The sequence below is a fragment of the Streptococcus mitis genome (assembly GCF_001281025.1).
Taxonomy (GTDB): Bacteria; Bacillota; Bacilli; order Lactobacillales; family Streptococcaceae; genus Streptococcus; species Streptococcus mitis_AK.
On record NZ_CP012646.1, the window covers coordinates 1,701,324 to 1,713,757 of the forward strand.

The window sequence follows — 12,434 nt, forward strand, 5'->3', positions numbered from 1 at the left end:
TTAAATTTTCTTCACAAACTCTGATTTGAGTTTCATGGCACCGAAGCCATCAATTTTACAGTCGATATTGTGATCGCCTTCTACGATGCGGATATTTTTCACGCGCGTCCCTTGTTTCAAATCTTTTGGCGCACCTTTTACTTTCAAGTCCTTGATTAGAGTGACTGTATCACCGTCAGCCAATTTATTTCCGTTGGCATCGACAGCAACAAGACCCTCTTCTACATCTGCAACTTCAGCAGGATTCCACTCATGAGCACACTCTGGGCAAACCAGTAGGGCACCGTCTTCGTAGACATACTCTGAGTTACATTTTGGGCAATTTGGTAGGTTGTTCATGGTTTCTCCTTATAATCATTCACTATTCTTTGAAAATCAAAATTTCTCGAACAGCAACTATTATACCTTAAAATCACCATTTTGACAAATTTAGAAAAAACCGATATCAATCTATCGGCTTTTCTAAATTTACATTCTTTTTTCAGCTTCTGCTTTGATTTTTTCAACTACTTCTTGAATGCTCAAACCAGTTGTATCAAGGTAGACAGCATCCTCTGCTTGTTTGAGAGGCGAAGTCTCACGATGGCTATCCTTGTAGTCACGCGCAGCAATTTCCTCTTTTAGGGTTTCAAGGTCTGTTTCAATTCCCTTAGCAATATTTTCCTTGTAACGACGCTCTGCTCTTTCATCTACCGAAGCTACTAGGAAAATTTTCAATTCTGCTTGTGGCAATACAACCGTTCCAATATCGCGACCGTCCATGACAATCCCACCTTGCTGGGCAATCTCTTGTTGGAGAGAAACTAGTTTCTCACGTACTTCAGGAATTGCTGCAATAGCCGAAACATGATTGGTCACTTCATTTTCACGAATAGGATGAGTAATGTCCACATCTCCTACAAAGACAAGTTGTTCTCCAGTTTCTGAGCGCCCAAAGCTGATTGGATGCTGGTCCAATAAGGCTAAAAGTTCCTCAATCTCTTCCACTCCTAACTGGTGTTTCAGAGCCATATAGGTCGCCGCACGATACATGGCACCTGTATCTAGATAGGTGTAACCAAAATCCTTAGCAATAATCTTTGCGACCGTACTCTTACCACTTGAAGCTGGACCGTCAATAGCAATTTGAATCGTCTTCATTTATGACTCCTATCTAGTCTTAATCACATCTCCAGGATTAGCAAACCAAGATCCTGTAGCCATATGGCCAGGATTCAAAGCCTCTAACTGAGCAATCGAGATTCCTGCACGAGCGGCAATAGCTGCTTCTCCTTCTCCAGCCATAACTTTTGTAGTTCCTTCTGGATCAGTTGGATGTTCTGAGCTACTAGATGACTCTTCTACCTTCTCCTCTGAACTAGAAGATGCCTGCTCTGAACTACTACTAGAAGTAGAAGAAACTTGCTCTACTTTTGTATCTGAATCGTGAAAATCTTTCAAGGCTGCTGTGCGATTACTCCCACCCGATGAAAGATAGATAAGAACAATAATCATCACGACTACAATCACAAAGAAAATACTTGCTAAAATAGTCAAGATACGATTAGCCAGCACTCCTCCACCTTGTTCTCTCTTACGACGTTCTGATCTTGTTTCTTCTTGATTCTCATAAATATCTTCTTGCCACGGTTCTTTTGCCATACCTTACTCCTTGTTTTTTTTTACTTTTCTTATTACAATATAAATATGAAAATCACACTTATACCTGAACGTTGCATTGCCTGTGGGCTTTGCCAAACTTATTCTGAATTATTTGATTACCACGATAATGGAATCGTGCGTTTTTACGATGATCCTGATCAACTAGAAAAAGAAATTTCTCCTAGTCAGGACGTCGTAGAAGCTGTTAGAAACTGTCCGACACGTGCCTTGATTAAAGATTAACTATAATATAGACAAGAACGTTCTACTCCTTCTAGTTTAGCATATTTCCATGCAAAATTATAGTCTTTTCTCTTTATTTTTTTCTGTAAAATCAGGAAGGTCACTTTTTTCTTTGACGAGATAAAGTGGTCTTTTTTTAGTCTCTAGATAAATCTTACTGATATACTTGCCGAGAATCCCAATGGTCAAGAGTTGAATCCCACCAAGGAAGAGAATAACAGCCATCAGAGAGGTCCAACCTGATGTCGGATTGCCCAAAATGAGGGTCCGAACCACAACAAAAAAGGTCATAAGTAGAGAAATAAAACAAGATAGGAGACCTGCCACAAAGGCTATAATCAAGGGAAAATCTGAAAAATTAACAATCCCTTCAATGGAGTAGAAAAAGAGTTGCCTAAAACTCCAACTGGTCTTTCCTGCCTGCCTTTCGACATTGGGATAGTCCAGATAGTGGGTTTTAAAGCCGACCCAGGCAAAGAGTCCCTTCGAAAAGCGATTGGACTCAGTCAAGCTTAAAATGGCATCCACTACAGATCTTCTCATCATGCGAAAATCACGGACACCTGACGGCAAGGCTACTGGACTAATTTTTTGCATAAGACGATAAAAGAGATTAGCACAGAAACTGCGAAAGAAGGGTTCTCCCCCTCGACTGGTTCTGCGTGTTCCAACACAGTCCAAGTCTGCATTCTGGTCTAGTAAGGCTTTCATCTCTAGCAACATACTAGGAGGATCTTGGAGGTCTGCATCCATCACCACCACTAGATCTCCTGTCGCATATTGCAAGCCTGCATAAAGGGCTGCTTCTTTGCCGAAATTTCGCGAGAAAGAAATATAATGAACTGCCGGATTTTGCTCCCGATAGGTCTTTAAGAGTTCCAAGGTCCCATCACTTGATCCATCGTCGACAAAGACATACTCGATTTCTGTTTCCAAATCTGGAAGTAAAGCTTCCAAAGCCTGATAAAAAAGAGGAAGTACTTCCTCTTCGTTTAAACAGGGGACAATGATTGATATCACCATCTTAGTCTTCAAATCCATTTGGATGCTTGCTTTGCCAACGCCATGCGTCTTCACACATTTGGGTGATGCCGAGTTCTGCTTCCCAGCCCAGTTCTGCTTTGGCTTTTGCAGGATCTGAATAGCAGGCTGCGATATCCCCTGGGCGACGGTCGACAATGCGGTAAGGAATTGGTCGTCCCACTGCTTTTTCCATATTTTGGATAATTTCAAGAACTGAGTAGCCTTTACCTGTTCCAAGGTTATAAACGTTTAGACCTGAACCTTTTTGGATTTTTTTCAGAGCTGCAACGTGACCTTTGGCCAAATCGACAACGTGGATATAGTCACGAACACCAGTTCCATCTTCTGTATCGTAATCGTCTCCAAACACTTGCACTTGCTCTAATTTTCCAACGGCTACTTGCGTCACATATGGCAAGAGGTTGTTTGGAATACCGTTTGGATTTTCTCCCAAATCACCACTCTCATGGGCTCCGATTGGGTTGAAGTAACGAAGTAAGACCACATTCCATTCTGAGTCTGCCTTGTAGATATCCGTTAAAATTTCCTCTAGCATAAGCTTGGTGCGGCCATATGGATTGGTCACTGAAAGTGGGAAATCTTCCAAGATTGGCACTGTATGAGGATCTCCGTAAACTGTCGCAGAAGAACTGAAGATGATGTTCTTACAGTTGTTTTCTTCCATAGCTTTCAAAAGGCTAATAGTCCCAGCTATATTGTTGTCATAGTAGGCAAGAGGGATACGTGTTGATTCGCCAACAGCCTTCAAGCCAGCAAAGTGAATGACCCCTGTTGGTTCTTCTTGATTGAAAATATCTCTTAGAGTATCGGTATCACGGATATCTGCCTCATAGAAAGGCACTTCAACTCCTGTGATTCTTTCAACAACTTCTAAACTTTTTCTGTTACTATTAACAAGGTTATCCACCACAACAACTTGATGACCTGCTTGGATTAACTCAATAACAGTGTGGGTTCCGATAAAACCTGCTCCACCCGTTACCAAAATCTTTTCTTGCATCTTCTTTCCTCGATTCTCGGATTATTTTTTCTTATTTTACCATTTTTGATAGGGAATGTCATTTGCCATCCTAGAGGGGGAACTAAAATTTCAGTAAAATGCTTATTCGCTTTTTACTCGTTTGACATAGTTTTCAATTGGGTAGTTTAGAGGGTCCAAGGTCAACTCCTTATCTTGGACCAGTTGAGCTAGATGGTGACCAATAATAGGACCAGTTGTGAGGCCTGATGAACCTAGTCCACTAGCAGCATAGACACCTGCTAAGCCAGGTACTTGCCCAAAGAAAGGTGAGAAATCACTGGTATAGGCACGGATTCCCACTCGTTCACTTCTGGAAGTCGCTTTAGCCAAAGCTGGATAGTGAGGCAAGGCTACCTCCTCCATTTGTTGGAGCAAGGTTTCATCTACCGTCAAATCAAATCCCATGTCATTTTCATGGGTAGCGCCTAGGGATAATTTCCCACCTGCAAAAGGAATCAAATCCCACTCCCCTTCTGGCATAACAACAGGGTAAGATTCCATGTCTTGGGCAAGCTGATAATCTCGTAGTTGTCCTTTTTGAGGACGGACATCCACAACATAACCCAAGGGTTCTAACAAGTCCCCCAACCAAGCTCCCGTCGCCAAAATAACCTGATCAAACACCTCTTCGTCAATCTGGTAGCCTGATGCTAAAGGTGTCAGAGTCACTTTTTCTTTGACCAGCTTGACCTGACTGGCTTCCAGCAAACGAGTCACTAAGAGTTGACCATCTACTCTCGCTCCACCAGAAGCATAGAGCAAGTGATCAAATCCCTGCAAGCCAGGGAATAATTCATTAGCTGATGCTGGGTCCAGAATGGCTAATTGCCCTATCAAAGGAGATTCTTCTCTACGCTGGAGGGCTAGTTGATAGAGTTCTTCCAACTTAGTTTCATCCTTTTTCAGGAGAAAGACTCCCGAACGCTGGTAAAAGTCGATTTCTTGACCTGACTTCTCTAAATCAGCTAATAAATCCACATAAAAGTCAGCCCCCAAGCGCGCCATTTTGTACCAGGCTTTATTACGACGTTTGGAAAACCAAGGACTGATAATTCCTGCTGCGGCCTTGGTAGCCTGACCTTGTCCATGGTCAAAGACTGTCACCTCTAGTTCACTTTCTTTCGAGAGGTAGTAGGCAGCTGTTGCTCCCACAACTCCTGCTCCGATAATGGCAACTTTTTTCATTGTTTTCACTTTCTAACTAGATATGATGGAAAGGATTGGTCGATGCTTGACTAGGGACAATATCAATAGTCCATTCCTTCTCTTCCTTCCATTGACTAAGAAGTGCTGCGATTTTGTCTACAAAAAGCACTTCGATATAGTGGCCTGGGTCTAATGCTAGCAAACCATCAGACAACATATCCTGGGCAGTATGGTAGTAGATATCGCCAGTAATATAGACATCTGCCCCCTTTGCCAAAGCATCTTTATAGAATAACTGCCCACTGCCACCACAGATGGCCACTCTTGAAATAGTCGTCTGCAAATCACTCTCTTGATAATGCACCATTCGAAGGCTATCTAAACCAAAGACTTGCTTGACATGTTGGGCCAATTCCCCAAATGTCTGAGGCTGAACATTTCCAATACGTCCAATTCCACGTTCAGGACCTGTTTCCTGAAGATAAGTTGTATCCTCGATTCCTAGCATCTGGCAAAACCAATCATTGAGACCATTTTCAACGATGTCAATATTGGTATGGCTGACATAAACTGCGATGTCATGCTTGATGAGGTCGATGTAAATCTGATTTTGCGGACGGCTAGCTACCAAATCCTTGATCGGACGAAAGATAGGCGCGTGCTTGACAATAATCAAGTCCACACCCTTTTCAATGGCTTCAGCCACCGTTTCTTCACGAATATCCAGAGCCACCATGACCCTTTGGATATCCTTGTCTAAAGTTCCAATTTGCAGGCCACGACTGTCTCCCTCCATGGAAAATTCCTGAGGGCAAAAGGCTTCATATGCGTTAATCACGTCACTTGCTAGCATGGAGAACCTCCTTGATGGCTTGAATTTTATCTACTAGAACTTGACGTTCCTCCAGGTTTTTTTCTGGAATTTGTCCGAGGGCAAACTCTAGCTTAGCAGCTTCTTTTTGCCATTTTTGGACAAAGACTGGACTGACCTCTTTGTACAAGAAAGGGCCAAAGCGAACATCACTGGCTGATAGCTTCATTTGTCCTGCTTCCACCACCAAAATCTCGTAAAACTTGCCAGCTTCTTCTAAGATGCTTTCGGCTACAATCTGAAATCCGTTCTCTTGTAACCAGATACGCAAATCGTCTTCACGATTATTGGGCTGGAGAATCAAACGCTCTACATGAGCTAACTTGTCCAAGCCATCTTCTAAAATCCTAGCAATCAAACGACCACCCATACCTGCAATGGTGATAACCGATACTTGGTCGGCCTCTTCAAAGGCTGCCAAGCCATTTGCTAAACGGGCTTGGATTTTCTCCTTTAACCCGTGACTTTCAACATTTTTAACCGCGGACTGATAGGGACCTTCTACGACCTCACCTGCAATGGCACTTTTGATTTGTCCTCTTTCGACCAACTCGATAGGCAGATAAGCATGGTCACTCCCCACATCTAGTAAAATGGCTCCCTGTGGCACAAAGGAAGCCACTAATTCTAATCTCTTTGAAATCATTTTCTCTCACTTTCCAAAACTATATTATTTCTTATTATACCACATTTCCGCTGGCAATCTTGCACCTAAAAAAACCGCAATCCTCAGATTGCAGTCTTTCTTTATTTTCTGGCTTGATAGCGACTAGTCAGGATGAAAATCAAGGTAAAGACCAACATCATGACACCATAAATAGGTAATGTTTGTCCTGTAAGTGTTGAAATTTCAAGCAATTTTTGAATTCTTGGGAAGAGAGCTGTGGCTAGGAAGCCTCCTACTGACCAAACAATCAAGAAGACACGCCAGAGAGTGAATGGCATGCAGGCTCTAAAAACTGATAAGAAACCAATTGACCCCAAGAGATAATAGAGTAGAGTTGAGATTTCTAACTCAGACCAACCTTGGCTACTTCCAAATATTTTCACAAAGAGTACGCTGAAGACGACCATGAGAGCGCTTGGTAGGGCACGAAGCATGGATCTTCTGAGGAAGTTTGGCTCGACAGGTTTGATATTTCGCTCAAAAGTCAGAACGAATGGTGGGAAACCTTCCACAAACTGGTCAATCATGGTAATCTGGATTGGAATAAAAGGGAAAATCAAGATCCATTCAGACCGTCCCAGAAGAGCACTGGCAATACAGATGACTGCGAGCAAGAATGAATAGATGGTCTTTATCAAGAAAATCGGGGCGATATGGGCAATGTTATTGACCACGCGACGACCTTCAAAGAGAATCTCAGGAACATCATTGAAGTCAGAGTTCAAGAGAACCAGATTGGCAATCTGACGAGTCGCAGGATCTCCCTCAGCCATCACGATAGAACAATCCGCCTCACGAAGGGCCAGAATATCATTGACTCCGTCTCCCGTCATAGCTGTTGTATGACCCGCTTTTTTCAGCGTTTGGATGATGAGTTTCTTTTGATGAGGGGAAACACGACCGAAAATCGCAGTCTCCTCCGCCATAGCAACCAATTCCTCATCCGTGATTTTCGAACAATCTACATAGCTGTGATAGTCCGCAAAACCAGCCTTCTGAGCAATACTGGAAACCGTAACTGGATTGTCACCAGAGATAATTTTTAGTCCTACTTCCTGAGAACGGAGATAGTCCAGCGTCTCCGCAGCTCCTTCTCGGATAGGGTCCAAGATTTCTAGCAAGGCTAGAGCCTGAATATCAGATGGTTTCTGCGGCTGGCGATGGTCTAATTTCTCCTGACTGAGAGCTAAGACCAAGACACGTGACCCTCTCTCCAAGGCATCCCTGGCTTCTGGGACCTCAGAATCCAACAACATCTCAGGGGCACCTAAGAAAACTGTTCCCAAACCTTCTAACTCCATGGCTCCCCACTTGCGATCGCTAGAGAAGGGAAGATTGGAAATCATAGGATAGGCTACTTGGCCTTGGAATCGCTGGCGAATAGCTTGGGCAGTTGGATTCTTATCCTCACTATAGGCCATATAGCTTGTCAGGATGCTGGCAATAGCCTCTTCACCGTAAGTTGCCGTCAGCGGAAGAACAGCCTCCACCTGCATCTTTCCTTGGGTGATGGTGCCCGTCTTATCCAAACAGAGCATATCCACGCGTGCCAAGGTCTCAACAGAGTACATCTCCTGCACCAAGACCTTTTTCAAGCCCAGCTTGATCACTGCTGTCAAGAGCGAAGTAATGGTCAAAAGGGCAATTCCCTTAGGCAACATCCCCAAAAGGGCTGTCGACGAGTTTACAACGGACGACTTAAGAGGCAAGCCTTTTAAAAGCAAGGCTTCTAGCAAGAGAGCCAGACCAAAAGGAATGATAATCTTCCCAGTAAAACCAGCTAGCCTGTCCAACGATTTCATGATACGAGAGTTGATTGGTTTAACGGTCTTGGCTTCCAGCATGAGTTTGGCAGCATAGTTGTCTGCACCTACATGGTGAACTTGAGCTAAAACTGCCCCACTGGCTAAAAAACTTCCTGACAAAAGCAAGGCATCCACTTCCTTTTGCACCAAATCACTTTCCCCCGTCAACATGGCTTCATTGACTTCCGCAAAACCTTCCAAAACCAAGGCATCACTGGGAATCTGCTCTCCAGCAGACAGACGAATGACATCTCCTAACACCAATTCTTCAGGATTCAGAGCCACTTCTTGGCCATCACGGATGGTTTTGACCTTTTCCTTGGTCATGAGATTGAGCTTATCCACCATGTGTTTAGCTCGCAGCTCGGTCACAATTCCAGAAAAAGCGTTAAAACAGATAACGGCAAAGAAGACCAGATTGCTCCAAGCCTGCACAAAGGCTAGTGCCAAAGCAATGGCAAAGTTCAAAGCGTTAAAAAGGGTAAAGACATTTCGTTTGATGATTTGCCAGGTACTGGTACTGGCCGAAGCAGTAAAATCATTGACCAAGCCCTTAGCCTGTCTTTCCTCGACTTCTCTTTGGGTTAATCCCATAATCTTATTTTTATCCATGAATTCTATCATATCATTTTTTCTAAAAGAATTCTAATCTCATCCCAAATATGCACCTAGTCAAGGGAAAAGTTTGCCAGCCCTCCTTTGATAAGGTATAATAATAACAAGAAAATAATCGAAGGAGATCGCATGTTTTATACTTATTTACGTGGATTGGTTGTCTTGCTCCTATGGTCCATCAATGGCAATGCCCACTATCATAATACTGATAAAATTCCTAATCAAGATGAAAATTATATTTTGGTTGCACCTCACCGTACCTGGTGGGATCCTGTTTACATGGCCTTTGCGACCAAGCCAAAACAATTTATCTTTATGGCCAAAAAAGAGCTCTTTACCAACCGTATCTTTGGCTGGTGGATTCGTATGTGTGGTGCCTTTCCTATCGACCGTGAAAATCCTAGCGCTTCTGCCATCAAATACCCTATCAATGTTCTCAAAAAAAGTGATCGCTCTCTCATCATGTTTCCAAGTGGGAGCCGTCACTCAAACGATGTCAAGGGTGGCGTAGCCTTGATTGCCAAAATGGCCAAGGTCCGTATCATGCCGGTTACCTACACAGGTCCCATGACTTTGAAGGGCTTAGTTAGCCGTGAACGTGTCGATATGAACTTTGGAAATCCAATCGATATCTCAGATATCAAGAAAATGAATGATGAAGGCATTGAAACAGTCGCCAATCGTATCCAAACAGAATTTCAACGTTTGGACCAAGAAACGAAACAATGGCACAATGATAAAAAACCAAACCCACTCTGGTGGTTTATCCGCATCCCTGCTCTCATCCTTGCCATTATCCTCGCTATCCTAACCATCATCTTTAGCTTTATCGCGAGCTTCGTATGGAATCCAGATAAAAAAAGAGAAAACCTTGGTTAAACAAATACAACAATCCCTTGGCAAAAGCCAAGGGATAAATCTTTTATTCGATTTTCCATTTTTGGGCTAACCAGCTGGAAAAAGCTAGGAATCGTTCAACTACTTGTTCATGGTGTCCATGAGGATCAAAGACAAACTGGCCGTTCGGATAGCATTTCTGAAGACTGGTATGGATCTGTTCAGCATAGGCTGGTGCTTGAGCCAAGCGATTACTATGATTGGCTCCTTCTGTTTGACCATTCTGTAAATACAGCAAACAGTCTAGATTTTTCACTGTCTCTGCCTTGCAGTAAGTCACAAAATCAGGATACCAAAAGGAACCGCAGATCGAAAAGACACAGGAAACCTTGTCAAAGCTGAAAAGACTGTAGACTGCCGCCAAACCACCTAGTGAGTAGCCTCCATAAGCAAGGCGAGTTTCGTCCAGGCGATAAAGCGACTGCAACTTGTCTAAAAGACCTCCAAATAAATGATCATGATAGGCGTTGGCCTGACCTCCAAAATCTGGAGCTCCATCTCTCAGAGCTGATGTCGCCCAGGGAGTGTAGTCGTCTAAGCGATTTTTAGAGGTCAAGCCCACTAAAATCACAGATTCGGAAAGGGACGATAGGAAATCCAAGTTTCCATCATTCAATAAAATAGCCGGATAGGTTTGATTGGGGTCGTAGTTAGAGGGAAGGCTGATTTTGACTTGAATTCCTTCCCAATCAAACTCATTATTTATTGATAAAGTCATTGATTTTCTCAAGGGAATCAATCACTGATGGACCATAGTCCATCAATTCATCGTAAGAGATGGTCATGATTTTTTGATTCTTAATAGCAGGAACGCTTTCCAAAACAGCATTTGCCTTCATCAACTCTACTGCTTTTTCATCCAATTTTTTATTACGATCGCTGGTTACATAGATAATCAATTCAGGATCCATTGACACGAGATTTTCCAAGGTCAAGCCTGATGTCCCCGTAGCAACGTTTGTATAACCAAGTTGGTTCAACAAACTTTCTTGCAAAGCAGACTTGTAGGCACCGAAGGTTTGATCATTATAAGCAACCATAATCAAAGCCTTTTTCTTTTCACCTTGGCTTGCTGGATTTGCTTTCTTAACAGCGTCAATTTTAGTTTGTAATTGGGCTGCGTATTCATTGGATTTTTCCTGAACATTAAAAATCATTCCAAGATTTTTGACATCTTCTACGATATTCCCCAAATCTTGCTGAATTGTTGAGAGAGAAGCTTTTTGAGTATAAACTGGGATTTTGTTTTCATTCCAAGTGCTAACTGTCCCCAAGGATTTTTCAGAAAACATCATGTTTCGCCCCATCACAGCGTCTGGCTCATAAGAAAGAACTGTTTCTTGTGAGACTGTTTTTTTATCTCCAATTTGAGGAATCGTCGCGATCGCGTCCTTGTATTTGTCCGTCACAGCATTATCAGGATTAAGCATGCCAGCAATTTTATCCTTCAACCCTAACTCCAATAAGATTTCAGTGGTTGAAAGATTGTTTGTAATAACTTTTTCAGGTGCCTTGTCAAAAACTTGTTCGACTTCATTCCCTTTCGCGTCATAGGTTTTGACCGTTAGTGGATAAGTCGTCTCTGCTTTAGCCTTTTGACTTGTTTCTGTGCTAGGTTGTGTGGTAGCTTTTTCTGTAGTAGTATTGCCACAAGCTGCCAAAGTTAAGGTAGCTACTGTTACGAGTAAAATGCTTAGTGTTTTTTTCATATTGTTTTCCTTTTCATTCTTATAAATAGTGAATCATGGCTTGCTGATCCTCGGTCCAAGTCACTTGACTTTGAACTCCATATACAGTTTGCAATGACTCAGGGGTGATGGTCTCCTTTGGAGTCCCTTGGTAAAGGATTTCCCCCTCTTTCATCAGATAGAGATAATCCGAATAGCGACAAGCAAGTTGAATATCATGCAGGACAGCTAGAACATTGACCTTGAGATTCTTCACAATGGCCAACAAGTCTAGCTGATACCTGATATCCAGGTGATTGGTTGGTTCGTCCAGGAGCAAGAGAGTCGGTTCTTGCGCCAAGGCGCGGGCTAACAAAACTCGCTGTTTCTCTCCCCCCGACAGGGACGAATAGAGACGAGTTTTCTTCTCGAGCATATCCACCTTAACGAGGGCATCTTGAACGAGCGTAAAATCCCTTTCCCTTTCCTTCTGTAAAAAAGAGAGGTGGGGAGTTCTTCCCAGCAAGACGATTTCTTCAACTGTACAATCAAACTGCAGTTGGTTAAACTGGGTCACAACTGCCATTTGCTTGGCTGTTTCTTTGAGCGTCCATTGTTCCAGAGGCTTTCCATCTAGGCTTATCAAGCCTTTGTCCGCCTTTTCCTGACGATAGAGGAGTTTAAGTAGACTGGTTTTCCCGCTTCCATTTGGTCCTAGTATCGTGTGAAATTGATTCCCTTCAACTTTAAGAGAAACTCCCTTGAGGATTTTTTTCTCTCCCAGTCCAAAGTGGACATCCTGACAAATCAAGTCCAT

Annotated in this window: 14 protein-coding genes; 2 read left to right on the plus strand and 12 right to left on the minus strand. The window is 43.0% G+C overall.

The features are described from left to right. The 3 genes from RN80_RS08360 to RN80_RS08370 all read right to left on the minus strand — a co-directional run bounded on the left by RN80_RS08360 (nt 1) and on the right by RN80_RS08370 (nt 1,641). Nucleotides 1-339 (minus strand): zinc ribbon domain-containing protein YjdM, encoded by a 339-nt coding sequence (locus RN80_RS08360; protein WP_045611217.1) that lies wholly within the window; start codon nt 337-339, stop codon nt 1-3. A 129-nt stretch (nt 340-468) separates the two neighbouring features. After that, nucleotides 469-1,140 carry a (d)CMP kinase gene (gene cmk, locus RN80_RS08365; protein ID WP_060628615.1) on the minus strand — a complete coding sequence of 224 codons (672 nt, stop codon included), beginning with the start codon at nt 1,138-1,140 and terminating at the stop codon, nt 469-471. Nucleotides 1,141-1,149: 9 nt separating this feature from the next. Then, nucleotides 1,150-1,641, minus strand: a complete 492-nt coding sequence (locus tag RN80_RS08370; RefSeq protein ID WP_001040919.1) for an SAG1386/EF1546 family surface-associated protein — start codon at nt 1,639-1,641, stop codon at nt 1,150-1,152. A gap of 45 nt (nt 1,642-1,686) precedes the next feature. On the opposite strand from RN80_RS08370, the gene RN80_RS09805 reads away from it, so the two are divergent. Then, entirely contained in the window at nt 1,687-1,884 is a 198-nt protein-coding gene (locus tag RN80_RS09805) for a ferredoxin (protein WP_004235080.1), read from the plus strand. A 57-nt stretch (nt 1,885-1,941) separates the two neighbouring features. On the opposite strand, the gene RN80_RS08375 is transcribed toward RN80_RS09805, so the two are convergent. The 6 genes from RN80_RS08375 to RN80_RS08400 all read right to left on the minus strand — a co-directional run bounded on the left by RN80_RS08375 (nt 1,942) and on the right by RN80_RS08400 (nt 9,050). Next, on the minus strand, nt 1,942-2,907 hold the full coding sequence (locus RN80_RS08375) for a glycosyltransferase family 2 protein (protein WP_060628616.1): 966 nt from the start codon (nt 2,905-2,907) through the stop codon (nt 1,942-1,944). Between the two features lies 1 nt (nt 2,908). Beyond that, nucleotides 2,909-3,928: a UDP-glucose 4-epimerase GalE gene (gene galE / locus RN80_RS08380; RefSeq protein WP_060628617.1), complete on the minus strand. Its 1,020-nt coding sequence runs from the start codon at nt 3,926-3,928 to the stop codon at nt 2,909-2,911. 102 nt (nt 3,929-4,030) lie between these two features. Then, nucleotides 4,031-5,134: an NAD(P)/FAD-dependent oxidoreductase gene (locus RN80_RS08385; protein ID WP_060628618.1), complete on the minus strand. Its 1,104-nt coding sequence runs from the start codon at nt 5,132-5,134 to the stop codon at nt 4,031-4,033. 16 nt (nt 5,135-5,150) lie between these two features. Further along, nucleotides 5,151-5,948, minus strand: coding sequence for a Nif3-like dinuclear metal center hexameric protein (locus RN80_RS08390; RefSeq protein WP_060628619.1), 798 nt, complete (start codon nt 5,946-5,948; stop codon nt 5,151-5,153). Beyond that, nucleotides 5,935-6,612 (minus strand): tRNA (adenine(22)-N(1))-methyltransferase, encoded by a 678-nt coding sequence (locus RN80_RS08395; RefSeq protein WP_060628620.1) that lies wholly within the window; start codon nt 6,610-6,612, stop codon nt 5,935-5,937. The genes RN80_RS08390 and RN80_RS08395 overlap by 14 nt, the downstream gene beginning before the upstream one ends. 101 nt (nt 6,613-6,713) lie before the next feature. Further along, nucleotides 6,714-9,050 carry a cation-translocating P-type ATPase gene (locus RN80_RS08400; RefSeq protein ID WP_060628774.1) on the minus strand — a complete coding sequence of 779 codons (2,337 nt, stop codon included), beginning with the start codon at nt 9,048-9,050 and terminating at the stop codon, nt 6,714-6,716. 132 nt (nt 9,051-9,182) lie between these two features. On the opposite strand from RN80_RS08400, the gene RN80_RS08405 reads away from it, so the two are divergent. Further along, nucleotides 9,183-9,932, plus strand: a complete 750-nt coding sequence (locus RN80_RS08405; RefSeq protein WP_045611210.1) for a lysophospholipid acyltransferase family protein — start codon at nt 9,183-9,185, stop codon at nt 9,930-9,932. A gap of 43 nt (nt 9,933-9,975) precedes the next feature. Here RN80_RS08405 and RN80_RS08410 read toward each other — a convergent pair whose 3' ends face one another. From RN80_RS08410 to RN80_RS08420, 3 genes are read right to left on the minus strand one after another with little or no spacing between them, the layout of a single operon-like run. Then, on the minus strand, nt 9,976-10,668 hold the full coding sequence (locus RN80_RS08410; RefSeq protein ID WP_045611209.1) for an alpha/beta hydrolase-fold protein: 693 nt from the start codon (nt 10,666-10,668) through the stop codon (nt 9,976-9,978). Further along, on the minus strand, nt 10,649-11,659 hold the full coding sequence (locus tag RN80_RS08415) for an ABC transporter substrate-binding protein (RefSeq protein ID WP_045611208.1): 1,011 nt from the start codon (nt 11,657-11,659) through the stop codon (nt 10,649-10,651). The genes RN80_RS08410 and RN80_RS08415 overlap by 20 nt, the downstream gene beginning before the upstream one ends. Before the next feature lie 19 nt (nt 11,660-11,678). Further along, nucleotides 11,679-12,434 carry an ABC transporter ATP-binding protein gene (locus tag RN80_RS08420; RefSeq protein WP_045611207.1) on the minus strand — a complete coding sequence of 252 codons (756 nt, stop codon included), beginning with the start codon at nt 12,432-12,434 and terminating at the stop codon, nt 11,679-11,681.

Coding starts and splice junctions, on each gene's coding strand:
- RN80_RS09805 (WP_004235080.1), top strand. CDS start 1,687: ATGAAAATCACACTTATACCTGAACGTTGCATTGCCTGTGGGCTTTGC.
- galE (WP_060628617.1), bottom strand. CDS start 3,928: ATGCAAGAAAAGATTTTGGTAACGGGTGGAGCAGGTTTTATCGGAACC.
- RN80_RS08370 (WP_001040919.1), bottom strand. CDS start 1,641: ATGGCAAAAGAACCGTGGCAAGAAGATATTTATGAGAATCAAGAAGAA.
- RN80_RS08360 (WP_045611217.1), bottom strand. CDS start 339: ATGAACAACCTACCAAATTGCCCAAAATGTAACTCAGAGTATGTCTAC.
- RN80_RS08400 (WP_060628774.1), bottom strand. CDS start 9,050: ATGGATAAAAATAAGATTATGGGATTAACCCAAAGAGAAGTCGAGGAA.
- cmk (WP_060628615.1), bottom strand. CDS start 1,140: ATGAAGACGATTCAAATTGCTATTGACGGTCCAGCTTCAAGTGGTAAG.
- RN80_RS08415 (WP_045611208.1), bottom strand. CDS start 11,659: ATGAAAAAAACACTAAGCATTTTACTCGTAACAGTAGCTACCTTAACT.
- RN80_RS08410 (WP_045611209.1), bottom strand. CDS start 10,668: ATGACTTTATCAATAAATAATGAGTTTGATTGGGAAGGAATTCAAGTC.
- RN80_RS08390 (WP_060628619.1), bottom strand. CDS start 5,948: ATGCTAGCAAGTGACGTGATTAACGCATATGAAGCCTTTTGCCCTCAG.
- RN80_RS08375 (WP_060628616.1), bottom strand. CDS start 2,907: ATGGTGATATCAATCATTGTCCCCTGTTTAAACGAAGAGGAAGTACTT.
- RN80_RS08395 (WP_060628620.1), bottom strand. CDS start 6,612: ATGATTTCAAAGAGATTAGAATTAGTGGCTTCCTTTGTGCCACAGGGA.
- RN80_RS08405 (WP_045611210.1), top strand. CDS start 9,183: ATGTTTTATACTTATTTACGTGGATTGGTTGTCTTGCTCCTATGGTCC.
- RN80_RS08420 (WP_045611207.1), bottom strand. CDS start 12,434: ATGGACTTGATTTGTCAGGATGTCCACTTTGGACTGGGAGAGAAAAAA.
- RN80_RS08385 (WP_060628618.1), bottom strand. CDS start 5,134: ATGAAAAAAGTTGCCATTATCGGAGCAGGAGTTGTGGGAGCAACAGCT.